20 protein-coding genes are annotated in these 23,618 nt (G+C 68.9%); 6 read left to right on the forward strand and 14 right to left on the reverse strand.

The features are described from left to right. From ACIQPR_RS29375 to ACIQPR_RS29385, 3 genes are all read right to left on the reverse strand, one after another. Positions 1-1,170 (reverse strand): amidase domain-containing protein, encoded by a 1,170-nt coding sequence (locus ACIQPR_RS29375; RefSeq protein ID WP_403654360.1) that lies wholly within the window; start codon positions 1,168-1,170, stop codon positions 1-3. Positions 1,171-1,279: 109 nt separating this feature from the next. Next, positions 1,280-2,557 carry a hypothetical protein gene (locus ACIQPR_RS29380; protein WP_403654362.1) on the reverse strand — a complete coding sequence of 426 codons (1,278 nt, stop codon included), beginning with the start codon at positions 2,555-2,557 and terminating at the stop codon, positions 1,280-1,282. Between the two features lie 43 nt (positions 2,558-2,600). Next, the gene (locus tag ACIQPR_RS29385; protein WP_403654830.1) at positions 2,601-4,781 is read right to left on the reverse strand and encodes a transglycosylase domain-containing protein; all 2,181 of its coding nucleotides are present in this window, start codon (positions 4,779-4,781) and stop codon (positions 2,601-2,603) included. Between the two features lie 299 nt (positions 4,782-5,080). Between ACIQPR_RS29385 and ACIQPR_RS29390 the strand changes: the two genes are divergently transcribed. Continuing rightward, a complete protein-coding gene (locus ACIQPR_RS29390) occupies positions 5,081-5,293 on the forward strand; it encodes a zinc ribbon domain-containing protein (protein ID WP_403654364.1) in 213 nt (70 codons plus the stop codon). A 60-nt stretch (positions 5,294-5,353) separates the two neighbouring features. Here the strand turns inward: ACIQPR_RS29390 and ACIQPR_RS29395 are convergent, their stop codons facing one another. Genes ACIQPR_RS29395 through ACIQPR_RS29405 form a run of 3 tightly spaced genes read right to left on the reverse strand, consistent with a single transcriptional unit; the run spans position 5,354 to position 9,776 of the window. After that, positions 5,354-6,169 carry an HAD family hydrolase gene (locus tag ACIQPR_RS29395; RefSeq protein WP_403654366.1) on the reverse strand — a complete coding sequence of 272 codons (816 nt, stop codon included), beginning with the start codon at positions 6,167-6,169 and terminating at the stop codon, positions 5,354-5,356. Then, entirely contained in the window at positions 6,169-8,595 is a 2,427-nt protein-coding gene (locus tag ACIQPR_RS29400) for a phosphoribosyltransferase (RefSeq protein WP_403654368.1), read from the reverse strand. Before ACIQPR_RS29400 ends, ACIQPR_RS29395 begins: the two co-directional genes overlap by 1 nt. Positions 8,596-8,609: 14 nt before the next feature. After that, positions 8,610-9,776: an HpcH/HpaI aldolase/citrate lyase family protein gene (locus ACIQPR_RS29405; protein WP_403654370.1), complete on the reverse strand. Its 1,167-nt coding sequence runs from the start codon at positions 9,774-9,776 to the stop codon at positions 8,610-8,612. Between the two features lie 175 nt (positions 9,777-9,951). Between ACIQPR_RS29405 and ACIQPR_RS29410 the strand changes: the two genes are divergently transcribed. Beyond that, on the forward strand, positions 9,952-10,734 hold the full coding sequence (locus ACIQPR_RS29410) for a TerD family protein (RefSeq protein ID WP_403654372.1): 783 nt from the start codon (positions 9,952-9,954) through the stop codon (positions 10,732-10,734). 12 nt (positions 10,735-10,746) lie between these two features. Here ACIQPR_RS29410 and ACIQPR_RS29415 read toward each other — a convergent pair whose 3' ends face one another. The 6 genes from ACIQPR_RS29415 to ACIQPR_RS29440 all read right to left on the reverse strand — a co-directional run bounded on the left by ACIQPR_RS29415 (position 10,747) and on the right by ACIQPR_RS29440 (position 15,346). Next, positions 10,747-11,481, reverse strand: coding sequence for a Tellurium resistance (locus tag ACIQPR_RS29415; protein ID WP_403654832.1), 735 nt, complete (start codon positions 11,479-11,481; stop codon positions 10,747-10,749). A 109-nt stretch (positions 11,482-11,590) separates the two neighbouring features. Next, entirely contained in the window at positions 11,591-12,736 is a 1,146-nt protein-coding gene (locus ACIQPR_RS29420) for a DUF475 domain-containing protein (protein ID WP_403654374.1), read from the reverse strand. 195 nt (positions 12,737-12,931) lie between these two features. Continuing rightward, complete coding sequence (locus tag ACIQPR_RS29425; RefSeq protein ID WP_019067108.1) at positions 12,932-13,507, reverse strand: TerD family protein; 576 nt, start codon at positions 13,505-13,507, stop codon at positions 12,932-12,934. Positions 13,508-13,619: 112 nt separating this feature from the next. Continuing rightward, complete coding sequence (locus tag ACIQPR_RS29430; RefSeq protein ID WP_019060360.1) at positions 13,620-14,195, reverse strand: TerD family protein; 576 nt, start codon at positions 14,193-14,195, stop codon at positions 13,620-13,622. 113 nt (positions 14,196-14,308) lie between these two features. Further along, positions 14,309-14,767, reverse strand: a complete 459-nt coding sequence (locus ACIQPR_RS29435) for a peroxiredoxin (RefSeq protein ID WP_403654376.1) — start codon at positions 14,765-14,767, stop codon at positions 14,309-14,311. 141 nt (positions 14,768-14,908) lie between these two features. Then, the gene (locus ACIQPR_RS29440; RefSeq protein WP_019067106.1) at positions 14,909-15,346 is read right to left on the reverse strand and encodes a DUF3052 domain-containing protein; all 438 of its coding nucleotides are present in this window, start codon (positions 15,344-15,346) and stop codon (positions 14,909-14,911) included. 374 nt (positions 15,347-15,720) lie between these two features. Between ACIQPR_RS29440 and aceE the strand changes: the two genes are divergently transcribed. Next, positions 15,721-18,453 carry a pyruvate dehydrogenase (acetyl-transferring), homodimeric type gene (gene aceE / locus ACIQPR_RS29445; protein ID WP_403654378.1) on the forward strand — a complete coding sequence of 911 codons (2,733 nt, stop codon included), beginning with the start codon at positions 15,721-15,723 and terminating at the stop codon, positions 18,451-18,453. Between the two features lie 80 nt (positions 18,454-18,533). Next, positions 18,534-19,361, forward strand: coding sequence for a potassium channel family protein (locus ACIQPR_RS29450; RefSeq protein WP_403654380.1), 828 nt, complete (start codon positions 18,534-18,536; stop codon positions 19,359-19,361). A 97-nt stretch (positions 19,362-19,458) separates the two neighbouring features. Here the strand turns inward: ACIQPR_RS29450 and ACIQPR_RS29455 are convergent, their stop codons facing one another. Further along, positions 19,459-19,710, reverse strand: coding sequence for a hypothetical protein (locus ACIQPR_RS29455; RefSeq protein WP_403654382.1), 252 nt, complete (start codon positions 19,708-19,710; stop codon positions 19,459-19,461). Positions 19,711-19,933: 223 nt separating this feature from the next. Beyond that, entirely contained in the window at positions 19,934-21,553 is a 1,620-nt protein-coding gene (locus tag ACIQPR_RS29460) for an MFS transporter (RefSeq protein WP_403654384.1), read from the reverse strand. An 83-nt stretch (positions 21,554-21,636) separates the two neighbouring features. Here ACIQPR_RS29460 and ACIQPR_RS29465 point away from each other — a divergent pair, with 83 nt between their 5' ends. Beyond that, positions 21,637-22,272, forward strand: coding sequence for a TetR family transcriptional regulator (locus ACIQPR_RS29465; RefSeq protein WP_403654386.1), 636 nt, complete (start codon positions 21,637-21,639; stop codon positions 22,270-22,272). An 83-nt stretch (positions 22,273-22,355) separates the two neighbouring features. Beyond that, entirely contained in the window at positions 22,356-23,585 is a 1,230-nt protein-coding gene (locus ACIQPR_RS29470) for an alpha/beta hydrolase (RefSeq protein WP_403654388.1), read from the forward strand. The last annotated feature ends 33 nt before the right edge of the window (positions 23,586-23,618 follow it).

Genomic DNA, 23,618 nt, shown 5'->3' on the forward strand with positions numbered 1-23,618 from the left:
TCAGGTGCGGTACGCGTAGTAGTAGGCGTTCGGGTACGACGCGATGAGGCTCGACAGCGACCTGCGGTAGGTGTTGTTCGAGTGGTAGGTGACGTACGGGATGCCGTTGGCCTTGTACGTCACGATCATCGTGTGGTCCTTGGAGCCGTCCCGGTCGAAGTCGACCTGGATGACGTCGCCGACCTCGGCCTGGTACACGTTGGCGAGCGGGGTGGTCCGCTTGGAGTTCTGGGCGAACCAGGACCACTCGTTGACGCCGACGAAGGAGTCCGACTGGATGTCGGCGGTGCCGAACCACTTCGTGTAGTCGTAGACGTAGCCCGGGACGTGCTTCCAGCCGCCGGCCTTCAGGGACTGGCTGACGAAGTTGGTGCAGTCGCCGCCGTCCGCGTGGCCGTTGAAGTTCGGGTAGTCCGTGTTGTAGACGTTCCAGTACTTCTCGGCGTACGCGGCCATCGCCTTGTAGTCGTACGTCGTGCCGGTCTTCGGGACCGCCACCGGGTTGCGGGTGATGGCGGCGCGCGGCGCGTCCGGCGTGGTGTTGCCGTCGTCGGCCGGGGCGGGCGACGCCTTGACCGCGGGCTTGGCCACCGTGTTGACGGCGAGGCCGCCCGTGTCGGTGTCCTGGATCTTCGACAGCTGCCAGGTGCCCTGCTGGTCGGCCTTGAAGGTCAGCTCGTGGTGGGCCTGGAAGCCGGTGGTCTTCGGCGCGCCCGCGGTGGCCTTCGCGTACGTCAGCGTGGTCGTCTCGGTGACGTCGGCCTTGGCGGTACGGCCGGTGACCCGGGTCGCGTCGAGCGTGACCTTGGTGCTGCCGGCGCTGTACGTCTCGCCGAGCTTCGCGATGCTGCTCTGCCGCCCCCGCAGTCGGCTCAGCGCCGACTTCTCGTCGCGCGACTGGGTGCTGGAGAGCCGGACGTCGCCGGAGAAGCGCGAGGTGCTCTGCTTGGTGCCCGCGCCGCGGACCAGGGCCTGGGTGCGGTCGGTGAAGACCGCGTCGGCCAGCTTCTGGAAGGTCGCCTTGGTCGAGGCGTCCACGGTCGGGTCGTTCACGACGGCCGCGCCCGCGCTCCAGTTGGGCACGAGGGCGACTCCGGCGACGACCGAGACGGCCGCCGCCGAGACTATGGCCGTACGGCTCCTGTTACGGCTCAGTTTTCTGGATTTCAATGGGGTTCCCCTCTACGCCGGTACGCCTACCGGGCGAGGGCATCTTCGCACGCCATGTGTGGCTCCTGTGAAGGGGGTTGCGCTTCGTGACCTCAGCGGTCCCCACAGGTCACTTGACCACCGTGGACCAGTCGGGCGACTGGGCCGGGTCCAGACTGCGCAGCTGCTGGAGGGTCTGCGGCGACTGCACGTCCATCCAGTCGGACAGCTCCTTGAAGGACACGCACTTCACGCCCTTCTTGGTGCAGATCTTCGGGATGATCTGGTCGATGGCCTTCATGTAGATGCTGCCGTTCCAGTTCTCGAAGTGGTTGCCGATGAACAGGGGCGCGCGGCTGCCGTAGTAGACCCGGTTGAAGCCGGCCATGTACGAGTCGACGGTCTTCTGTTCCCACTCGGCGTACTTCGAGGGGTCGCCCTGGGTGGCGCCGTTGGACTGGTTGTAGAGGAAGTTGAAGTCCATCGACAGGGCCTGGATGTTGTTCCCGTAGGGGAGCAGTTCGAGCGGGAAGTCCCAGAGGCCGTCCTTCTTGGTGGGCCATATCTGGAAGTCGCCCGGGGAGCTGGCGTCGTACTTCCAGCCGTAACCCTTCAGCGCCTTCAGGAGGTTGGGCTGGCCCTCCAGGCAGGGGGCACGGCCGCCGACGACCTCCTTCTTGAAGTCGAAGGGCAGGGCCGGGATGTCGGTGTAGCCGGTGTTGGTCTTCCAGTTCTCGACGAAGGAGAAGAACTGGTCGATCTCGCTCTTCCACTGGGCGACGCTCCAGTCGCCGCCGCCCTTGGCCTCGCAGAAGTGGCCGTTGAAGTGGGTGCCGATGTCGTTGCCCTGCTCGTAGGCCAGGCGCAGCTGTTCCAGGGTGTCGCGGATGTGCTGGTCGGTGGGGAAGTCGATCGCGGCCGAGCCCACCGGGTGCATCGGCGGGTGGTAGAGGTCCCGCTTGCTCTTGGGCAGCAGATAGATGCCCGTGAGGAAGAAGGTCATGTGGGCGTTGTACTCCTTGGCCATCTCCCGGTAGTGCGAGAAGAGTTTGTCGTCGCCCTGGAGTGCCCCGTCCCAGGAGAACACCACGAACTGGGGTGGTTTCTCACCGGGCTTGAGCGGTACGGCCTTCAACTGGTCCTTCTGCGGCCCCGTGTACGAGGTCGAGCCGTCCCCCAGCACCTGCGTCTTGCCGTCCCAGACGGGTTCCTTGGTCGACTTCGGCTCGGTGTTCCTGCCCGCCGAGGCGGTCGGCGTCGTGCTGTCCCGGTTCAACGCCAGATACCCGGTCACCAGGGAGGCGACGACGAGGAACAGGGCCAGGGTGAGGAATCCCGGCTTGGGGGTGCGGCGAGGCTCACGGGCTCGGCGGCGCCTGCCTGACGGCGCCTGCTTCGGGGACTTCATGGGCGGCTCATTCTGCGAGGAGGTGGCGGGTGCGCTGCGGTGGTCAGCCGAGCGGGGTCATGGCTCTCGACCAGATGCCGTAGGGGACGTCGGTGACTGGGGTGCCGGAGATTCCTTTCAGCGGCAGGGGTTCGAGGCTCTTGCTCAGGTCGATGCGGTAGACGACGACGGCGGTGGACACGGACTTGGCCGTGCCCACGTACCAGGCGGCGGTGTCGTCCTGGGTGGTGCCGGTCTTGCCCGCCACCCCGGCACCGGCGGCCTGGGCGGCGGGGTGCGCGAGACCGTAGGAGTCGGTGAGCGCCTGCGTCACCTCGGCGGCGGTCGCCTTGCTCATCGCCCGGTTGGGTCGCGGCCGCTCCAGCGGCACGGCGGCGCCGTTGCGGGTGATACGGCGGACCGAGTACGGCTCGGTGTGGACGCCCCCGGCGTCGAACGTGCCGTAGGCGCTGGCCATCCGCAGGGCGCTGGGTGTGGCGTTGCCCAGGGACAGCGCGGGCACCTGTGCCCCGAAGCTGGACGAGAGCAGCCCGGCCGCCTCGGCGGTCTTCCGTACGGTCGACAGGCCGGTGTCCATGCCGAGCTGCATGAACGGCGTGTTCACGGAGCGCGCGAGGGCCTGGCTCAGACTGATCTGCCCGTAGGACTTGTTGCCGTCGTTGTGGGCGGCGACCTTCTTGCCGCTGCGGTCCCAGTAGGGGCCCTCCGGTGTGGTGACGGGCACGCCGTCGTTCCCGTCGTACAGCGTCTCGGGGGTGACCGGGGTCGGCGGGCTGCCCCGGGTCTTGGTGACCCCGTGCTCCAACGCGGCGGCGTAGACGAAGGGTTCGAAGGCCGAGCCCGCCGGGACGGTGGTCGCGTTGGACTCGTTGTAGCCCTGCGTACGGTGGTCCGGGCCGCCGTAGACGGCGAGGATGCGGCCGTCGGAGGCCACCGAGGTGGCGCCGTAGTGGGCGGCCTTGGCGTTGGCCGGGTCGCTCTTCTGCGCGTCCTTGCGGGCCTTGGTGACGGCGTCCGTCAGCTGGGTCTCGCGGTCGCGGTCGAAGGTCGTGTAGATCTGGTAGCCGCCGAGGTCGAAGTCCTTGTCCGAGATGTGCGCGGTCTTCTTCACGTACTGCGTGGCCAGTTCGACCAGGTAGTCGCTCTGCTTGCCGGTGTCGTAGGTCCTCGACTGCTTGAGCGGCTCGGGGAACTTCGTGTACTTGGCGCGCTCGGCCGGCGACAGCTTGCCGATCTTCACCATGCGGTCCAGGATCCACGACCAACGGGCCACCGCGCGGGCGTGGTTGGCCTTGCTGATGGTCGGGTCGTAGAGGCCGGCGCCCTTCAGCAGGGAGGCGAGGAAGGCGCCCTCGCTGGCGTTGAGCTGGCTGACGTCCTTGCCGTAGTAGGCCTGCGAGGCGCGTTGCAGTCCGTAGGTGCCGCGGCCGAACCAGCTGGTGTTGAGATAGCCCTCAAGGATCTTGTCCTTGCTCATCTTGTTGTCGAGTTTGAGGGAGATCATCGCTTCGGTGAATTTGCGGCTCACCGTCTGGTTCTGGGTCAGATAGACGTTTTTGACGTACTGCTGGGTGATCGTCGAACCGCCCTCGGTGTCACCCTGCCCGACCGTGCGGTAGAGGGCGCGGGCGATGCCTTTCATGGAGATGCCGGGGTCGCTGTAGAAGCTCTCGTTCTCGGCGGCGAGCACCGCCCAGCGGACGTCGGTGGGGATGTCCTTCAGCGGCATCGCCTGCCGCTGCACCCAGCCGGTACGGGCCATGGGCGTGCCGTCGGACCAGAAGTACACGTTGTCCTGCTGGGTCGCGTACGAGTTCAGGTTCGAGGGGATGTCGGTGGCCGCGTAGGCGACCACCAGGAACAGTCCGCTGAGGCCGACGGAGGCGAGCGCTCCGCCGAGCCACTGCCGCCAGGACGGTATCCAGCGGCGCCAGTCGGTACGGCCGGGCCGTGGGTACTGCGGGCGCATCCTGCGGACGTACGGCGTGAGGAAAATCACGACCGGGGCGAGGCGGGCGATGAGGGGAGCGAAGCGGGGGCCGAGTGCCTGGGCGAGGCGGGAGAGACGGGTGCGGAGGGACGGGCGGGGTGCCTTGCGGCCCCGGTGACGTACCGGTTTCGTCTCCCCCTCGGGTATCTCGGGTGCCTCCGGAACCGCCAGATCGGACAACCGCAACTGCATCGTCTCGTCCGGCCGGAATCCGGCGGGGAGCTTCAACTGCATGGTCTCGTCCGGTCGCTGAGGCTCCTCCCCCTCCCCCTCGTGGGTCACTGACGACTCCCTCCGCACTCCGAATTGCTCGCACAGGCAGACGCACAGACGTACGAGGGTCTTACAAGGTTGCCGTGAACACGACCGCAAATCCCGGTTCCCCCCGGCCTCGCAGGTCACGCGGCGAACTCAAATTACCAGTGGTCTTCGCAAGTTCTCCATATAAGAAGACCGCAGAACGGGACACAGGGGAAACCTTCATGAAAAAAGAAGGTGCCGTACTCATGTGAGAGCGGCGTTAGCCTGATGACATGCCTCGCTACGAGTACCGCTGCCGCACCTGCGGGTCCACGTTCGAAGTCAGCCGGCCGATGGCGGAGTCCGCGGCACCGGCCGCGTGCCCCTCCGGGCACGACGACACCGTCAAGCTGCTGTCCGCCGTCGCCGTGGGCGGTACGAAGTCCGCCCCCTCGCCCGGAGCGGGCGGAGGGGGCGGGTGCTGTGGTGGAGGGTGCTGCGGCTGAGAGCCCGGTGCGTTGTCGGGTGCGGGTACGTTGTGGCTGGTCGCGCAGTTCCCCTCGCCCCTAGGGAGTTGCCCTCAGGAACTCCTGGAGGATGCGTTCCCCCGCCAGCACTCCTCGCTCCGGCAGGGCCGTGATGTTGGGGGCCGTCCAGGTCTCGTCCGCCAGTTCGCCGTGGCCCGGGCGCCAGCCCCTGTCCGCGGCCAGCAGGAGGTCGGCGTCCAGCAGGGAGTCGCCGGCCGCGAGGGTCAGGGTCGCGCCGGTGCGGCGGGCCACTTCCCGCATGGCCGCGCTCTTGGTCAGCGGCTTCGGCACGGCGTAGATCTTGCGGCCCTGGAGGGAGACCGTCCAGCCCCGGTCCTCGGCCCAGACCGCGAGTTCCTTCACCCACTCCGCCGGGAGGAGCTCGCGTTCCACGACGAGGTAGGCGAAGAGGTCCTCGGCGACGCGGTGCTTGCGCACCCAGGCCGGGTCGGCGGAGTCGGCCAGGTACTGGCGGACCTCCTCCAGCGGCGCGCACTCGGCCGCCAGCCTCGACTGCACTCCGGCGTGCCAGTCCTCGTCCGTCGTGCCGTCGACGAGGAGATGGCCGCCGTTGGCGCAGATCGCGTACCTCGGCTGCGGGCCGGGCAGGCTGATGCGCTGGTACTGCTTGCGGGTACGGGTCGTGGTCGGTACGAACACGGCCGTGTCCGCACCGAGCCCGCCGAGTTCGGTGAGGAGCCCGGCCGCGGTCTCGGTCATGAAGGAGAGCGGCCTGCTCTCGTGCACCTCGACACAGAGCAGCCGGGGCGCCCGCGCGTCCGGCATGGTCAGGGCGAGGGCCGCCGAGGAGTAGATGAGCGTACGGTCGAGGTCGCTCGCGACGAGTACCGGCATCAGACCGCCACCGCCCTGCCGTCGGCACCGGTCGCCCCGCGCGTGTACTTGGGATGGATCAACCCCACGCAGGTGTACGGCAGTTCGGCCACCTCCTCGACGGGTACGCCGCGTTGCTCGGCGAGCAGTCTGACGTGGTCGAGGTCGGCGCCCGCACCGGCCCGCGCGAGGATCTTCCAGGGCACCCGGCGCAGCAGCACCCGGGTGGTCTCGCCGACGCCGGGCTTGACGAGGTTCACGTCGTGGATGCCGTACTCCTCGCTGATGCGCTCGACCGCCGCCCAGCCCTCCCAGGTCGGGGTGCGGTCGGCGGCCAGCAGTTCCTTGGTGAGGGTCGCCACCGCGTCCGAGACCTCCGGGAAGCGGGCGGCCACCGCGTCCAGGAAGTCCACCGAGACGTCCGCGCCGGCGAGTTCGCGGTAGAACTTCGCGCCGTGGAAGTCGTGCGGGCCGACCAGGTCCGAGCGCAGGACCGTACGGGAGATCAGGCCCGACACCGTCGAGTTGAGGCACGCGGAGGGGATGAGGAAGTCCTCGCGGGTGCCGTACGTCCTGACGCAGGAGCCGGGGTCGGCCAGGACCGCGATCTCCGGGTCGAAGCCGGTGACGCCGTCCGACTCCTCGAACTCCGCGATCGCGTCGGCGAGTTCGCGGGTGATGGCGCCCTTGCCGGTCCAGCCGTCGACGAACACGACGTCGGCGGGGTCGTGATGGGCGGCGAGATAGCGCAGCGCGTTGGCGTCGATCCCGCGACCGCGCACGATCGACACGGCGTAGTGCGGGAGTTCGAGGCCGTGGCGGTACTGGGCCCAGCGGCGCATCAGGATGCCGACCGGGGTGCCGGCGCGGGCGAGCGAGACCAGCACGGGGCGCGGGGAGCGTTCGGCGAGGACCAGTTCGGTGACCGCGCCGACCGCCAGCGCGAGACGGCCGGCCGCCTCGTCCAGGGCGGTGTGGAACAGCTCCTGGTACTGCTCGCTGGGCTGGTACTCCACCGGCAGCGACTCCGCGTAGTGCGCGCCGCCGCTCTGGATGGCCTCCTCGCGCTCCTCGGTCGGCGCCTCCAGCGTCACGTCCGAGAGGTCCTGGAGCAGCCAGCCGACCTCTTCCGGCGCGTACGAGGAGAAGGCGGGGCCACGGAGGGGCTCGGGCAGCATGGGGGGCCTTTCGGGGACGTACGAGGGGACCACCGCGAGGACGACATGCGGGGTGTGTGCGGCCAACTCGGCCAGCAGGCCGTGCAGTTCGGGGGTGTCGCCGTGGGAGTCGACGACCGCGACCACCGCGTCGAAACCGGCGCCGGCGATGTTGTAGGCGTAGCGGTCGCCGGGGCCGTCCGCGGGGTCGTCGTGGGCCGGGAAGACGATGCGGGTGCGGATCGCGTAGCCGGGGTCGTCCACCGCGAGGACGGGGGAACGGGTGGTGGTGGAGTAGGTGACGTCGGCGTCGACTATCTGCTCCAGTTCGCGGGCGAGTCTGAGGGGGGCGTACATCAGCTCTTCGAAACCGAGGACGTGCACGCGGTGCGCGTCCTCCGGGAGTGCCTCAGCGAGGCGGGCCGCCATGGCCGGGAGGGCCGCCTCCAGGCGTATTCGGTGGTGGGGCGTGAAGCCGTGGCGTCCGCCGTCGGGGAGGTTGTGGGGCCAGCGCAGGTCGACTCGTCCCGGGTGCGGGCCGGTGGGGGCCGGTCGCGCATCCGAAGCAGCCGCCTCGTACCGTGCGACCAGTTCCTGGCCCTTCTCCAGTACGCCGTCCGGCAGCCGTACCGTTCCCGATGCCGCTGCCACCAGGTCCACCCGGGCGCCCAGTTCCGCCGCGAACTCGTCCAGGCGGCCCGCGTCGGCCGCCGAGCGCATGTCGACCAGGGCGACGACCACGTACCGCTCCCGCGGGTAGCGGCCGTGCAGCTCCCTGATCGTGTTCAGGACGGTGTTGCCGGTCGAGAACTCGTCGTCCACCAGGACCAACGGCCCCTCGCCGGACAGCAGTTCGGGGTTCTCCGGCAGCAGCAGATGCGATGTCGCGTGGGAGTGGGACTCCTCGAAGCCGCCCGCGGGGGCGACGCCGGGGACGGGGCGGCGGGTGGAGTGGAGGTAGGGCGCGACGGCGATGCCGTCGGCCACCGCGTGGCCCAGGCCCGTCGCGGTCTCCGCGTAGCCGAGGACCACCGCCCGGCGGGACTCCTCCGGGCCCAGCAGCTCCCGCACCCGGCGGCCCAGGGTGACGCCGTGGCCGTAGACGATCGACGGGGACTGGGGGACGTGTTTGCCGAGCACGTTCGAGACCAGGAGGTGGGCCCGTTTGGGGTTGCGGCGGAGGGCCAGGCCCAGGAGGCCGGTCAGTCCGGGGTCGCCGAGGAGTTCGACGCCGAGTCGCTCCGCGACCCAACTGCCGGACCAGACCGAGTCGTTCACTGCCTTGTTCATGCGTCCCTTGGGATTCAGCCGGGGATTCCGGCGGCGAGCAGCTCCACGAAGCCGACGTCCTCGCGTGCGACACCGAAGATCTCGGCGCGCAGCATGGTCCGCTCGGCCCAGGCGCGGTGCGGCTTCACCTCGTTCATCTTGTTCGTGTACGCCGAGCGCAGCACGCCCCCGCCGCCCCGCTCCGGCCGCAGGATGTCCTGCGCGTCGCAGAACTCCTCGTGGCTGACCACGGACAGCGCGTGCACGGGCAGCACGTGCGAGGGGTGGATGCAGGTCTTGCCGGTCAGCCCGTTGGCCTGGTCGAGGGCGATCTCGCGCAGCAGCCCGTCCATGGCGTGCTCGATCAGCGCCTCGCGCAGCTCCTCGGCCTGGCCCTCCAGGAAGGGGCTGCGGCGCAGCTGCGGTTTGAACATGCGCTCCTGGACCCGGAAGTACTCCCACACCGGGCCGGTCACCGTGAAGCCGGTGCCGTCGGCGCGGCCCAGCATGTTCACCACGTCGGCGATCACGTTGGCGACGATCTGGACGTCGTAGGCCGTCATGTCGGAGGCCCGGCGCAGGCCGTAGGAGGAGCAGAAGTCGGTGACGCCCAGGCGCAGGGCGAGGACCCGGTCCCGGTACTTGTCGACCGCGCGGGAGATGCCCTCCAGGGTCTCCACCCGGGACTCGCGGTAGAGCAGCTCGGGCGACTCCAGGACCGGCATGCCGAACAGCCGGTGGCCGCTGGCCGCCTCGGCGTCGGAGAGGGCCTCCAGGAAGGGCATCCCGCGTTCCTCGGTGAACTTCGGCATCACGAAGCCGGAGAGGAGTCGTACGGCCGGGCCCATGCGCCGCACGAGGTCGGGGATCTGTTCGGGCACCCGGACCCGGATGAAGAGGAGGGGCAGTTCGGCGGCCGGGCGGGCGGCCAGCTCGGTGAACTGCCGGACCAGGTTCTCCTCGGCGGCCGGGACGTCCTCGTCGCCGATCGAGTCCTCCAGGCACAGCACCATCGACACCACGCCGCGCCCGGCCAGCTTGACGATGTCGTCGGCGAGGCGGGGCCGGGTGGCGGGGCTGTAGAGCGTGGCGCCGAGGGCGGCGGCGAGCAGCCGGGCCGGGGAGTCCGCGTCGAACTCGCACGGCTCCTGGAAGAAGAGACGCTGCCGCACCTCAGGGGCAATGTGCCCGAAATGACGCATAAAGCTCCCCCGTGGTGACGTTGTGAACCGTGAGTGTTGTCGATAGGTGGCCGGTAATAGTACGTACAAACCCATGTCAGGGGTTCCCGCCGGGCATGAACTTCAGGTAACTCGGCCGTGTCGGAGTCCGCACCCCACGTTGTCGTGACCAGGACCGAGAAGGCAGGATGACCGCATGACGCACGCCATGCTGAAGGGGTCGAACGTCCCGCTGGAGGCCACCACGGTACGTGCCGTGCTGCGCTGGACGCCCGGGCAGGGGGGCCCGGACGTGGATGTCTCGGCGCTGCTCCTCGGCCCCGCCGGTCGGGTGCGTTCCGACGAGGACTTCGTCTTCTACAACCAGCCCCGGCACCCCTCCGGGAAGGTCTGGCGGCTCGGCAAGAAGCGCGTCGCCGAGGGTCCCACCGACACGATCCAGACAGATCTGGCCGGTGTCGAGCCCGAAGTCAGCCGGATTCTGGTGGTCGCATCGGCGGAGGACGAGACCTTCGACCGCGTACAGGGCCTGCGCATCATGCTGTACGACGCGGCGGTCGCCGAGGGCGATCCGCTGCTGTATTTCGACATCAAACCGGAGACCGGCGAGGAGACCGCGCTGATCTGCGGGGAGCTGTACCGGCGGGGCGAGGGGTGGAAGTTCCGGGCGCTCGGGGAGGGGTACTCCAACGGGCTGCGGGGGCTGGCCACGGACTTCGGCATCACGGTGGACGAGTCGGAGGCCTCGGCCGGGCCCGAGGTCTCGCAGCCGTTGCCTCCGGCGGTTCCGGCGGTCACGGCGGTTCCGGTGCAGTCCGGGTACGGGTATCCGCAGACGCAGGAGCCGGTGACCCAGCCCGCGTACGGGTACCCGCAGCCGGCTCCCGCCGGGACGTACGGGTATCCGCAGCCGATGCCTGTCGCCTCCGCGGTGGACCCGGATTTCCGGTTGCCGCCGCAGGGGCCCCAGTTCATCTGAGGGTGAGGGGAGCTACTGCTCCACCTTCGTTTTGTAGCCGCGGCCCCATTGCAGTCCCCACCCGTACAAGCGGTCCAGTTCCGCCTGGAAGCCGTAGACGAACTTGACCTCCCGGCGGACCACCAGTTCGCCCTTGACGTTCTCGATCATCACCACCGCGCAGGAACGGGCCTGGGGGTGGCGTTCGTCGAGGCCGATCTCGATGCGGGGGCCGTTGCTGGGGTAGAGGGTGACGATCGCGTGGGTGCGGTCGAAGGCCGGGGTCTGGTCGTAGATGTAGACGAAGACCAGGAGGCGCTTGATCTGCTCGCGGTGGTCGAGGTTGACGTACATCGTCTCGCCGGACGCGGAGCCGAAGCGGTCGTCGCCGCTGAGCTTCACGTACGGGGGTGAGTTGACGTCGCCGAGCAGGCCGCCGAGGGGCTGGACGACTCCCTTGGTGCCGTCCATGAGTTCGTAGAGGCAGCCGAGGTCGAGGTCGACGTTGACCATGCTCTGGCTGTGGCCCATGACCTCCGGCGGCTTGAGGGCCTTGAAGGGGTGGCGGAGCAGGCTGTCGCGCTGGGGGCCGCCGATGTCGGAGGTCCGCATCCGCCAGGTGAGGTTGACGCGCAGGTTGCCGGTGGCCGCGCCCTGTTTGGTGAGCGAGACCTGGTGGTGCCGTTTGGTCAGTTCTATCGCGTTGCTGGCCGCGCTGCCCGAGTCGAAGTCGGCCTCGCGGCGCCAGATACCGTCGAAGAAGCCCATTCCCGCCCCCACGTCCACATGTCTCACGACAAAGCTGTCGGGGCGGCGGACCGAGGGCATGTCCTCTGTCTGCCGCCCCGAACAGAGCGTTCCCTTACCAGGGAGCTTGTCACACCCCGGACGAGACCTCAGTCTTCTCGTCCGAGCCGGCTTTTCCCTCGGCTTCCGCGAGGGCCCGGTTGCGGCGGACCGAGGACCAGAAGGACCAGCCGATGAGGACGACGCCGACCAGGCCGGTGATGACCTCGTTGATCTGGTACTGGATGGTCACCATGAGGATCACCGCGAGGGCGCCGATCGCGTAGTGGGCGCCGTGCTCCAGGTAGACGTAGTCGTCCAACGTGCCCTGGCGGACCAGGTAGACCGTCAGCGAGCGGACGTACATCGCGCCGATGCCCAGGCCCAGTGCCATCAGGACGATGTCGTTGGTGATCGCGAACGCGCCGATCACGCCGTCGAAGGAGAAGGAGGCGTCCAGCACTTCCAGGTACAGGAACATGAAGAAAGCGGCCTGGCCGGCGAGGACGACCGCCGAGCGCTGCTTTCCGGTGCGCGCGGCCTCTTCCTCCTCCTCGTGCTCCCGCTCCTCCGCTTCTTCGAGACGGTCCTCGAAGAAGCCGGAGAGACCGCCGACGATCATGTACGTGATCAGACCGGCGATGCCGGAGATCAGGACCGTCTGCGCCTTGTCGGTGTGCGCGCCGCCGTGCTGGTGGGCGTGGGCCGCGAAGGTGAAGGACGTGATCAGCAGGACGATCAGCGCGATGCAGACCGACAGCATGTCGACCTTGCCGAGCTTGGCGAGCGGGCGCTCGATCCAGCGCAGCCACTGGATGTCCCGCTCCTCGAAGATGAAGTCGAGGAAGATCATCAGCAGGAACATGCCGCCGAAGGCCGCGATCGCCGGGTGGGCGTCGGTGACCAGCTGCTGGTAGTGGTCCTTGTTGTTGAGCGCGAGGTCGACCGCGTCGATCGGGCCGATCTTGGCGGTGACCGCGACGATGACGACGGGGAACACCAGCCGCATGCCGAAGACGGCGATCAGGACACCGATGGTGAGGAAGATCTTCTGCCAGAAGGCGGACATCTTCTTCAGGATCCCGGCGTTGACCACCGCGTTGTCGAAGGACAGCGAGATCTCCAGGACGGCCAGGATCGCCACGATGCCGAAGGCTTCCCACCCCCCGTAGAACGCCGCCGCGACCAGGCCGAGCGCGGTGACCGCGAACGACCAGCCGAAGGTTTTCAGAAGCACTGGCTACCCAATCCCTGTTGTACGGGTCTCCCCCGCGCCGCACTCGGCTTTACTTAAAATTTGACGTCGAGCACCGAGTCTAGAGGGAGACCGCCCCGACCGGGACAGCTACCCCATTCCGGTCGGGTAACCCGCAGGTCCTGGGTGTACATGCGTCGCGGCGGGCCCCCTGGAGCCACCCCGAGTGAGCGGTCTCTACGAAACGTTGACCCCGAAGTCCAGGGCGATGCCCCGCAGGCCCGACGCGTAGCCCTGGCCCACCGCGCGGAACTTCCACTCGCCCTGGTAGCGGTAGAGCTCGCCGAAGATCATGGCGGTCTCGGTGGAGGCGTCCTCGGAGAGGTCGTAGCGGGCCAGCTCCTGGCCGTCGGCCTGGTTGACGACGCGGATGAAGGCGTTGCTGACCTGGCCGAAGGTCTGGCCGCGGTTGTCGGCGTCGTGGATCGAGACCGGGAAGACGACCTTGTCGACGTTGGCCGGGACCTTGGAGAGGTCGACCAGGATCGACTCGTCGTCGCCCTCGCCCTCACCGGTGAGGTTGTCGCCGGTGTGCTCGACGGAGCCGTCGGGGCTCTTGAGCTGGTTGTAGAAGATGAACCACTCGTCGCCGAGCACCCGGCCGCCGTTGCACAGCAGGGCGCTGGCGTCGAGGTCGAAGTCGGCTCCGGTGGTGGAACGCGCGTCCCAGCCGAGTCCGATCAGTACGTTCGTGAGGTTCGGTGCGGCCTTGGACAGGGAGACGTTGCCCCCCTTGGCGAGTGTGACGCCCATAGTGCTGGTCCTCCCCGAGGCGATGCTGTGTGAGTTGTCCCGCGCTCCCCCGGAGGGGAGCACCCGGCGCCGCACACGAACGGTGCGGCGCCGGGTGTGAAGCCTGGTGACGTCAGACGTTGACGCCGAAGTCCTGGGCGATGCCGCGCAGGCCCGAGGCGTAGCCCTGGCCGATGGCGCGGAACTTCCACTCCGCGCCGTTGCGGTACAGCTCGCCGAAGACCATGGCCGTCTCGGTCGAGGCGTCCTCGGAGAGGTCGTAGCGGGCGATCTCCGCGCCGCCGGCCTGGTTCACCACGCGGATGAACGCGTTGCGGACCTGGCCGAAGGACTGCTGGCGGTTCTCGGCGTCGTAGATCGACACCGGGAAGGTGATCTTGTCGACGTCCGCCGGGACGGCCGCCAGGTTCACCTTGATCGCCTCGTCGTCGCCCTCGCCCTCACCGGTGGTGTTGTCACCGGTGTGCTCGACGGAGCCGTCGGGGCTCTTGAGGTTGTTGAAGAAGACGAAGTTGGCGTCGCTCGCGACCTTGCCCGCGCTGTTCAGCAGCAGAGCGCTGGCGTCGAGGTCGAAGTCGGTACCGGTGGTGGTGCGGACGTCCCACCCCAGACCGACGATGACCGCGGTCAGGCCCGGGGCCTCCTTGGTCAGTGAAACGTTGCCGCCCTTGCTGAGGCTGACTCCCACGAGTCCTCCATTGGTGTCCAGGGGCGGGGATGCCCCGTAGTGCGTCGGTATCGGATCAACGTCTCGATCCTAGTGACGGGTTCCCGACCCTCGCAGGCCCTGGAACCGAACAATCACAGGGTGTCGAGCGCCTTCACGTACTCGCCCAGGTCACGCGCGTCCGGGAGACCGTTGACGACGGTCCAGCGCACGACACCCTCCTTGTCGATGATGAAGGTGCCGCGCAGCGCGCACCCCTTGTCCTCGTCGAAGACGCCGTAGGCGCGCGAAGTGTTGCCGTGCGGCCAGAAGTCGGAGAGCAGCGGGTACTCCAGGCCCTCCTGCTCGGCGAAGACGCGCAGGGTGTGGATGGAGTCGTTGGAGACCGCGAGGAGTTGGGTGTCGCGGTCGGTGAACTGCGGCAGGTTGTCGCGCAGGGAGCACAGTTCGCCGGTGCACACGCCGGTGAAGGCGAAGGGGTAGAACAGGAGCACCACGTTCTTCTCGCCGCGGAAGTCGGAGAGCCTCACGGTGGCGCCGTGGTTGTCCTTGAGCTCGAAATCGGGGGCCTTGTCGCCGACCTGGATCGCCATCTCGTCCTGCATCCCTTCGGTGGGGCTGTTCGGGTGAGACCAGCCTGGGCCCACCACCCTACGCAGCGATCACGGCATGCGGACGGACGGGCCGGCGTGGCCGGCCCGTCCGGGGTTCGACGATCGAGGTACCTCCGTGGACTACCTCTTGGACTTGGCGGCCTTGGGCGTCACCAGCCGGCTGCCGCTCCAGTCCTTGCCCACGCTGACGCTCTTGGCCGCGGAAAGGCCCGCGGTCGTGGCGGCTTCCGAGATGTCGCTCGGCTCGACGTAGCCGTCACGGCCGGTCTTCGGCGTCAGCAGCAGGATGGAGCCGCCCTCCTCGACGTACGAGATGGCGTCCACCAGCACGTCGGTCAGGTCGCCGTCCTCGTCGCGGAACCACAGCACCACGGCATCGGCGACGTCGTCGTAGTCCTCGTCCACCAGGTCGCTGCCGATGACTTCTTCAATGGCCTCGCGGAGTTCCTGGTCTACGTCGTCGTCGTAGCCGATCTCCTGGACCACCTGCTCGGGCTGGAACCCCAGCCTTGCGGCAGGATTCGTCCGCTCCTCCGCGTGGTCCGCGGTCGCGCTCACGGGTTGCCTCCTGATCATGTCTTGATGAATGTCCAGCCACGCGCGTACGCGAAGCGTTGGCCGTAGTCCACACGGACGGGCCGGATCGCGCAAGTACCCGGCGATTCGGAACGCCGAAACGGTGACGATCCTGGCCGTGTCGCCGCAACTCCAGGCACGCTATCGCGGCCACCGGTGACGTACACCACAGCGTTCTGCCCGGTTTGCACGTTTGAGAACCCTCCGAGGGTACGCGACTCGAATGACTTTGCTAAACGAGTCACGGTTACCTCACGGTAGAGATGACGATTGCCGCCCCGCGGTAGACCATGGGGAACGGTGCAGCCCCTCACCCAATCCCCTCACTCAGCTCCCTCTGACAGGTAAGGAACAGCGTGGCTTCCGGATCCGATCGCAATCCGATCATCATTGGCGGCCTTCCGAGTCAGGTTCCTGACTTCGATCCCGAAGAGACCCAGGAGTGGCTCGACTCCCTCGACGCCGCCGTGGACCAGCGCGGCCGTGAACGGGCCCGCTATCTGATGCTCCGGCTGATCGAGCGGGCCCGCGAGAAGCGCGTGGCCGTGCCCGAGATGCGCAGCACGGACTACGTCAACACCATCGCCACCAAGGACGAGCCGTTCTTCCCCGGCAACGAGGAGATCGAGCGCAGGATCCTGAACGCCACCCGCTGGAACGCGGCCGTGATGGTGTCCAGGGCCCAGCGTCCCGGCATCGGGGTCGGCGGCCACATCGCCACCTTCGCCTCCTCCGCCTCCCTCTACGACGTGGGCTTCAACCACTTCTTCCGGGGCAAGGACCAGGGCGACGGCGGCGACCAGATCTTCTTCCAGGGGCACGCCTCGCCGGGCATCTACGCCCGCGCGTTCCTCCTGGACCGGCTGACCGAGCAGCAGCTCGACGCGTTCCGCCAGGAGAAGTCGAAGGCGCCGTACGGACTGTCCTCGTATCCACACCCGCGGTCGATGCCGGACTTCTGGGAGTTCCCGACCGTGTCGATGGGCCTGGGCCCGCTCGGCGCGATCTTCCAGGCGCGGATGAACCGCTACATGGAGGCGCGCGGGATCGCGGACACCTCCCGGTCGCACGTGTGGGCCTTCCTCGGCGACGGCGAGATGGACGAGCCGGAGTCGCTGGGCCAGCTGTCGATCGCGGCGCGCGAGGGCCTGGACAACCTGACCTTCGTCGTCAACTGCAACCTCCAGCGGCTCGACGGCCCGGTGCGCGGCAACGGCAAGATCATCCAGGAGCTGGAGTCGCAGTTCCGGGGCGCCGGCTGGAACGTCATCAAACTGGTCTGGGACCGCACCTGGGACCCGCTGCTGGCCCAGGACCGCGACGGTGTGCTGGTCAACCAGCTCAACACCACGCCGGACGGCCAGTTCCAGACGTACGCCACGGAGACCGGCGCGTACATCCGCGAGCACTTCTTCGGGCACGACCACCGGCTGCGCGCGATGGTCGAGAACATGACGGACGACCAGATCCTGCACCTGGGGCGCGGCGGCCACGACCACCGCAAGGTGTTCGCGGCCTTCGAGGCGGCCAAGGAGCACAAGGGCCAGCCGACCGTCGTGCTCGCGCAGACGGTCAAGGGCTGGACGCTGGGCCCCAACTTCGAGGGCCGCAACGCCACGCACCAGATGAAGAAGCTGACGGTCGCCGACCTCAAGGGCTTCCGCGACCGGCTGCACCTGCCGATCACCGACCAGGAGCTGGAGTCCGGCGCGCCGCCGTACTACCACCCGGGCCGGAACTCGGAGGAGATCCAGTACATGCACGACCGGCGCAACGCGCTGGGCGGCTACGTCCCGACCCGTGTCGTCCGCTCGAAGCCGCTGGCACTGCCCGCGGACAAGACGTACGCGAGTGTGAAGAAGGGTTCCGGCCAGCAGTCGATCGCCACCACCATGGCCTTCGTACGACTGCTCAAGGACCTCATGCGGGACAAGGAGATCGGCAAGCGGTTCGTGCTGATCGCGCCGGACGAGTACCGCACGTTCGGCATGGACTCGTTCTTCCCGAGCGCGAAGATCTACAACCCGCTCGGCCAGCAGTACGAGGCGGTGGACCGCGATCTGCTGCTCGCGTACAAGGAGTCGCCGACCGGGCAGATGCTGCACGACGGCATCTCGGAGGCGGGCTGCACCGCTTCGCTGATCGCGGCGGGTTCGGCGTACGCGACGCACGGCGAGCCGCTCATCCCGGTCTACGTCTTCTATTCGATGTTCGGTTTCCAGCGCACCGGTGACCAGTTCTGGCAGATGGCCGACCAGTTGGCGCGCGGTTTCGTCCTGGGCGCGACCGCCGGGCGTACGACTCTGACCGGTGAGGGTCTGCAACACGCGGACGGGCACTCGCAGTTGCTGGCGTCGACCAACCCGGGCTGTGTCGCCTACGACCCGGCGTACTCGTACGAGATCGCGTACATCGTGCAGGACGGGCTGCGCCGGATGTACGGCCCGGACAGTGAGGACGTCTTCTACTACCTCACCGTCTACAACGAGCCGATCCAGCACCCGGCCGAGCCGGCGGACGTCGACGTCGAGGGCATCCTCAAGGGTGTCCACCGGATCAGCCAGGGGACCTCGGGCACGGTTCCGGCGCAGATCATGGCGTCGGGGGTGGCGGTGCCGTGGGCGATCGAGGCGCAGCGGATCCTCGCCGAGGACTGGAACGTACGGGCCGACGTCTGGTCGGCGACCTCCTGGAACGAGCTGCGGCGCGAGGCCGTCGAGGTGGAGCGGCACAACCTGCTGCATCCCGAGGAGGAGCAGCGGGTTCCTTATGTCACGCGGAAGTTGAGCGGGGCGGAGGGTCCGTTCGTGGCGGTTTCCGACTGGATGCGGTCGGTTCCGGACCAGATCGCGCGATGGGTGCCGGGCACGTACCAGTCGCTGGGCGCCGACGGCTTCGGCTTCGCCGACACCCGGGGCGCGGCGCGCCGCTTCTTCCACATCGACGCGCAGTCGGTCGTGGTGGCCGTGCTGACGGAGCTGGCCCGCGAGGGCAAGGTCGACCGTTCGGTGCTGAAGCAGGCCATCGACCGGTACCAGTTGCTGGACGTCACGGCCGCGGATCCCGGTGCGGCCGGTGGTGACGCCTAGGCGAGAGCCACGGCGTGCGTGAGGAGGGCGGCGGAGCCGGGTCGGCTCCGCCGCCCTTACGCGTTCCCTACGATGCGGCCATGAAGCAACAATCGGCGCAGGCCCGTTGGGAGCAGCGCACCCAGCGACCGCTGCTGGGGCTCGCGGTCGCGTTCGCCGTGGCCTATGCCGTGCCGATCGTGGACTCGACCGCCGGGCACTCGCTGACCACGGTGTGCACGGCCGTCGAGTGGGTGGTGTGGGGGGCGTTCGCGGCCGACTATCTGATGCGGCTCGCGATGTCCCGGCACCGGCGGCGGTTCGTGCGCACGCACTGGATGGACCTGTGCGCGGTGGTGGTGCCGATACTCCAGCCGCTGCGGCTGCTGCGGATGGTCTCGACGCTCATACTCGTCGGGCGGCGGGCCCGGATGGCCTCGCAGATCCAGCTGACGACGTATGTCGCCGGCGCGGTGGTCGGGCTGCTGATGTTCGGCTCGCTCGCGGTGCTGTCCGTGGAGCGGGACTCGCCCAACGGGAACATCCGGACGCTGGGTGACGCCGTGTGGTGGTCGTTCACGACGATGACGACGGTGGGGTACGGGGACCACGCGCCGACCACCGGTCTGGGCCGGATGATCGCCGTCGGGCTGATGCTGTCCGGGATCGCGCTGCTCGGTGTCGTCACCGCGAACATCGCCACCTGGTTCATCGCCCGGTTCGAGAAGGACGACGTGGAGGAGCGCCGGCAGACCGAGGCCATCGAGGCGCTGACGGAGGAAGTGCGCGCGCTGCGGGCGGAGGTGGCGGCGCTGTCGGGGGTGGGGGTGGGGGTGGGGGTGGGGGTGCCCGGCGTGGTCGGCGCGGGAGTCGCGGAGGTGCTCGGGGCGGGAGTCTCGGAGGTGCTCGGGGACGAGGTGTCCCGCTAGGCGCCGCCCCGGAGACGTCGGTCCCGGTTCATCGGCCTCGGTTCTCCGGTCCGGTTCATCGGCCTCGGTTCATCGGTCCCGGTTCATCGCTCCCGGTTCAGAAGAACGTCCACAAGACCGCCGCCACCGTGTCGATCACGCCCAGGACCAGGGCCACCAGGGCCACCACCCGGCGTGCGCCCGCCCACCTGCGGCCCATGGCGAGCCAGCCGCAGACCACCGCGATCGGGCCGAGGACGATCCCCAGGTTCCCGGCCAGGAAGAAGCCCGCTGTCGCGCAGACCAGTCCGACGACGGCGAGCGTCGCGCGGTCCGGCCGGGTGCGTGTTGCGTTTCCTGAGCGCGCCATCGTCAACTCCCTGAGGGTGCACGCGAGTTCCGTCCTACGACGGATACCCCCGTACGCGCGGGGAAAGCCTGCTTGCGCGCTGCCCCCCTCCGGCAGCGCGCCGCAGACCACCCGTCCCCCCTGTCCTGCGGAGGACTTGACTTACTGTGACCTGCGGCGCGTACCGAGCGCCAGGAATCTTTAGTGCCGTCACCCTGATAGGCGAACTCGCCCTGGAAAAGGGTTAGATGTGGGCGGCTCCCGCGCCCGCCTCCGCGTTCTCGCCGCGCTTGGTCAGCAGGGCGACGAACACCGCGACCACCGCCACGCCGGCGGCGACCAGGCAGGCCAGGCTCATGCCGGAGATGAAGGTGTCGTGGGCGACCGTCGTGATCTTCGCGGCGATGGCCTCCGGGGTGCCCTTGGCGACCGGGGCGACACCGACCTGGACCGCTTCGGAGGCCGCGTCCAACTGGGGCTGGGTGAGCTTGGGCAGGCCCGCGCCGGTCCAGTTGCCGGGCAGGTCGCTGTCGACGCGGGAGGCCATGACGGCGCCGAGGACGGCCGTACCGAGGCTGCCGCCGATCTGCATCGCGGCCTGCTGGAGACCGCCGGCCACGCCGGACAGCTCCATGGGCGCGTTGCCCACGATGACCTCGGTGGCGCCGACCATGACCGGGGCGAGGCCGAAGCCCAGCAGGGCGAACCAGATCGACATGACGGGGCTGCTGGTGTCGGACTCCAGGGTGGACATGCCGTACATGGCGATGGCGGTGGCCGCCATGCCGCCGGCCAGCGGGACGCGCGGGCCGAGCTTGGTGATCGCGGCGCCGGCCAGCGGGGAGCCGACGATCATCATCCCGGTGAGCGGGAGGAGGTGGAGACCGGCGTCGATGGGGCTCATACCGTGCACGTTCTGCAAATAGAACGTCACGAAGAACAGGCCGCCCATGAAGGCGATGGCCATCAGGACCATCAGCACGACGCCCGCGGACAGCGGGACCGAGCGGAACAGGCCGAGCGGGATCAGGGGTTCCTTGACGCGCTGCTCCCAGAACGCGAACAGGGCGAAGCCCAGCACGGACACGGCGAGGAAGGTCCAGGTCGTGCCGGAGCCCCAGCCCCAGGTCGGCGCCTTGATGAGGGCCCAGACCAGGCAGAACATCGCGCCGGAGAGCAGGGCGATGCCGAGGAGGTCGAAGGAGCGGGGCGCGTTCTCCGCGCGGTGGTCGCGCAGGATCAGCAGGCCGAGGATCAGCGCGAGGGCGCCGACCGGCACGTTGATGAAGAACACGGACTGCCAGTTGACGTGCTCGACGAGGACGCCGCCGAGGATCGGGCCGCCCGCGGTGGAGGCGCCGATGACCATGCCCCACAGGCCGATGGCCATGTTGAGCTTCTCGGCGGGGAAGGTGGCCCGCAGCAGGCCGAGCGCGGCCGGCATCAGCAGGGCGCCGAAGAGGCCCTGGAGCACGCGGAAGGTGACGACGAACGCGATGCTGTGGGAGAGGCCGATGGCGCCGGAGGCGGCGGCGAAGCCGGTGACGCCGATCAGGAAGGTCTGGCGGTGGCCGAAGCGGTCGCCGAGCTTGCCCGCGGTGATGAGGGAGACCGCGAGGGCGAGGAAGTAGCCGTTGGTGATCCACTGGACGTCGGCGAAGCTGGCGCCGAGGTCCTTCTGGATGGCCGGGTTGGCGATGGCGACGATGGTGCCGTCGAGGGCCACCATCATGACGCCGACGGCGACGGTTATGAGGGTGAACCACGGGTGGCCGCGCAGTCCCGTGGACGGCGTCGGGTCGGACGGGGCGGCTGCTGCCTTGTCCCCCGGCCCCGTCGCGCTGATGGTGGTCTGACTAGTCATGCGTTCGAGGCTAGTGTCAGCCGCTGACAGTTGACAAACAGGTTCAGATGTCGGTGGCTGTCAACAATCGCGAGGAGAACGGCATGGAGACTTTGCGCGAGCGCAAGAAGGCCCGCACGCGGGACGCGCTGCTGCGTGCCGCGCTCGAACTGTTCACGGCCAAGGGCTACGAACGGACCACCGTCGACGAGATCGCCGAGGCCGTCGACGTCTCGCAGCGCACCTTCTTCCGCTACTTCGCGGGCAAGGAGGAGGCCGCCTTCTTCGTGGCCCGGCTCACCGAGACGCACTTCGTGGAGGCGGTCCGCGCCCGCCCGCCGCACGAAGCCCCGCTGGAGGCGCTGCGCCGGGCCGTGCTGGAGAGCTGGGACACCATCAACGAGGCGATCCAGCAGGTCGTACCGCTGGAGCTGCACATGCGCACCTACCGGGTCATCGAGTCGACGCCCGCGCTGCTCGCCGCGCATCTGCGGCGCTCGATGGAGCTGGAGGAGGAGCTGGCGCGGATCATCGCCGCGCGCGAGGGGCTGGCGCTGGACACCGACGCCCGGCCGCGGCTGGTGGTCGCGGTGTTCGGCGGGGTGATGCGGGTGGTGGAGCGGCTGTGGATCGCGGGGGACGACCTCAGCATCGAGGCGATGCGGGAGCTGACGGCCGCCTACCTGGACGGGGTGGGACCGGCGCTCGCGGGGAACTGGCGCGCGAGCGGCTCGCACTGAGTTCCTCATCACGTACCACTGAAACGTGATCCCCGTCACTCGGTTAACGCGAGACCCTCTCGTTCTCCTAGTGTGTCCTCCCAGTGACTTCCTTCGACTCCTCCCCCACGCTGAACGCCTGGCGCGCGCTGCTCGCGCTGGCCGTGGTGTTCGTGATGCTGGCGACCACCGGCTGGACCGCGGTGCGCAGCCATCCCGGGAAAACGGCGCTCCAGGCCTCCCTGTCCGCATGGGAGCACGGCCACATCGACGGGCGCGAGCTGCCCGACCCGGACGCCTCCCCGACCCGGCTGGCCCACTTCTTCGCCTCGCTCACCGCACAGCAGCGCACCCGCCTCGCGCACCGCTACCCGCTCGCGGTCGGCAACATGAACGGCGCCCCGGTCCGGCTGCGCTACCGCGCCAACCACATCGCTCTCGACCAGGCCCGCAAGGTCGAGAAGAAGCGCATGCACGACAGCCGCCTCACGCCCTACGGCAAGCAGGAGGCCGGGCGCCTCATGCACCGTTTCGAGGCGCTGATGAGCGGGGACCGCCACATCCTGGCCTTCGACCCCGAGGGTTCGGGCCGGATCGCCGAGGTCTTCGGCGACCTGGACACCGCGCAGCGCGTCTCGATCGTCGTCCCCGGTGTCGACACCGACCTGCTGACCTTCCAGAAGACCAACAAGAGCTACTCGGCGCCGGTCGGCATGGCGCAGAACCTGTACGCCGCCGAGAACACGGCGAGTTCCGCGACCGGCGCCGGCACCCGCACCGCCGTCATCGCCTGGGCCGACTACACCGCGCCCGGCGGCCTCGGCATCGACTCGGCCACCGCGGGCCGCGCCGAGGCGGGCGCCGTACGGCTGAACGCGCTGGTGCGCGCGCTGCCCGGCGCCTCTCAGGTCGCCCTTTTCTGCCACAGCTACGGCTCGGTGGTGTGCGGGGTCGCCGCGCACGAACTGCCGCACCGGGTGACCGACATCGCGGTGGCCGGCAGCCCCGGGATGCGCGCCTCGAACGCCTCCCATCTGCACACCCCCGCCCGGGTGTGGGCGATGCGGGACGCCGACGACTGGATCCAGGACGTGCCGTACATGGAGGTCGGCGGTCTCGGCCACGGCGAGGACCCGGTGTCCAGGGCGTTCGGCGCGCGGGTGCTGGCGGCGGAGGACGCCCAGGGTCACACCGGCTACTTCGCGTCGGGCACCGACAGCCTCGCCAATTTCGCCGACATCGGTGTGGGCGCGTACGACGCGGTGTCGTGCGCGCACGGCACCGACGCCTGCCGACAGGGTCTGTCCGGCGCCTCGGCGGCCGGACGCGCGTAGAAACAGCAGGAACTGCGGTCTGCGCGGGGATGG

This window comes from Streptomyces sp. NPDC091280, assembly GCF_044768565.1.
GTDB lineage: Bacteria > Actinomycetota > Actinomycetes > Streptomycetales > Streptomycetaceae > Streptomyces.

Excerpts from the sequence above, each read along its gene's own strand:
- ACIQPR_RS29380 (WP_403654362.1), bottom strand. The coding sequence starts at position 2,557 with ATGAAGTCCCCGAAGCAGGCGCCGTCAGGCAGGCGCCGCCGAGCCCGT.
- ACIQPR_RS29385 (WP_403654830.1), bottom strand. The coding sequence starts at position 4,781 with ATGCAGTTGAAGCTCCCCGCCGGATTCCGGCCGGACGAGACGATGCAG.
- ACIQPR_RS29390 (WP_403654364.1), top strand. The coding sequence starts at position 5,081 with ATGCCTCGCTACGAGTACCGCTGCCGCACCTGCGGGTCCACGTTCGAA.
- ACIQPR_RS29395 (WP_403654366.1), bottom strand. The coding sequence starts at position 6,169 with ATGCCGGTACTCGTCGCGAGCGACCTCGACCGTACGCTCATCTACTCC.
- ACIQPR_RS29400 (WP_403654368.1), bottom strand. The coding sequence starts at position 8,595 with ATGAACAAGGCAGTGAACGACTCGGTCTGGTCCGGCAGTTGGGTCGCG.
- ACIQPR_RS29405 (WP_403654370.1), bottom strand. The coding sequence starts at position 9,776 with ATGCGTCATTTCGGGCACATTGCCCCTGAGGTGCGGCAGCGTCTCTTC.
- ACIQPR_RS29410 (WP_403654372.1), top strand. The coding sequence starts at position 9,952 with ATGACGCACGCCATGCTGAAGGGGTCGAACGTCCCGCTGGAGGCCACC.
- ACIQPR_RS29415 (WP_403654832.1), bottom strand. The coding sequence starts at position 11,481 with ATGGGCTTCTTCGACGGTATCTGGCGCCGCGAGGCCGACTTCGACTCG.
- ACIQPR_RS29425 (WP_019067108.1), bottom strand. The coding sequence starts at position 13,507 with ATGGGCGTCACACTCGCCAAGGGGGGCAACGTCTCCCTGTCCAAGGCC.
- ACIQPR_RS29435 (WP_403654376.1), bottom strand. The coding sequence starts at position 14,767 with ATGGCGATCCAGGTCGGCGACAAGGCCCCCGATTTCGAGCTCAAGGAC.
- ACIQPR_RS29450 (WP_403654380.1), top strand. The coding sequence starts at position 18,534 with ATGAAGCAACAATCGGCGCAGGCCCGTTGGGAGCAGCGCACCCAGCGA.
- ACIQPR_RS29455 (WP_403654382.1), bottom strand. The coding sequence starts at position 19,710 with ATGGCGCGCTCAGGAAACGCAACACGCACCCGGCCGGACCGCGCGACG.
- ACIQPR_RS29460 (WP_403654384.1), bottom strand. The coding sequence starts at position 21,553 with ATGACTAGTCAGACCACCATCAGCGCGACGGGGCCGGGGGACAAGGCA.
- ACIQPR_RS29465 (WP_403654386.1), top strand. The coding sequence starts at position 21,637 with ATGGAGACTTTGCGCGAGCGCAAGAAGGCCCGCACGCGGGACGCGCTG.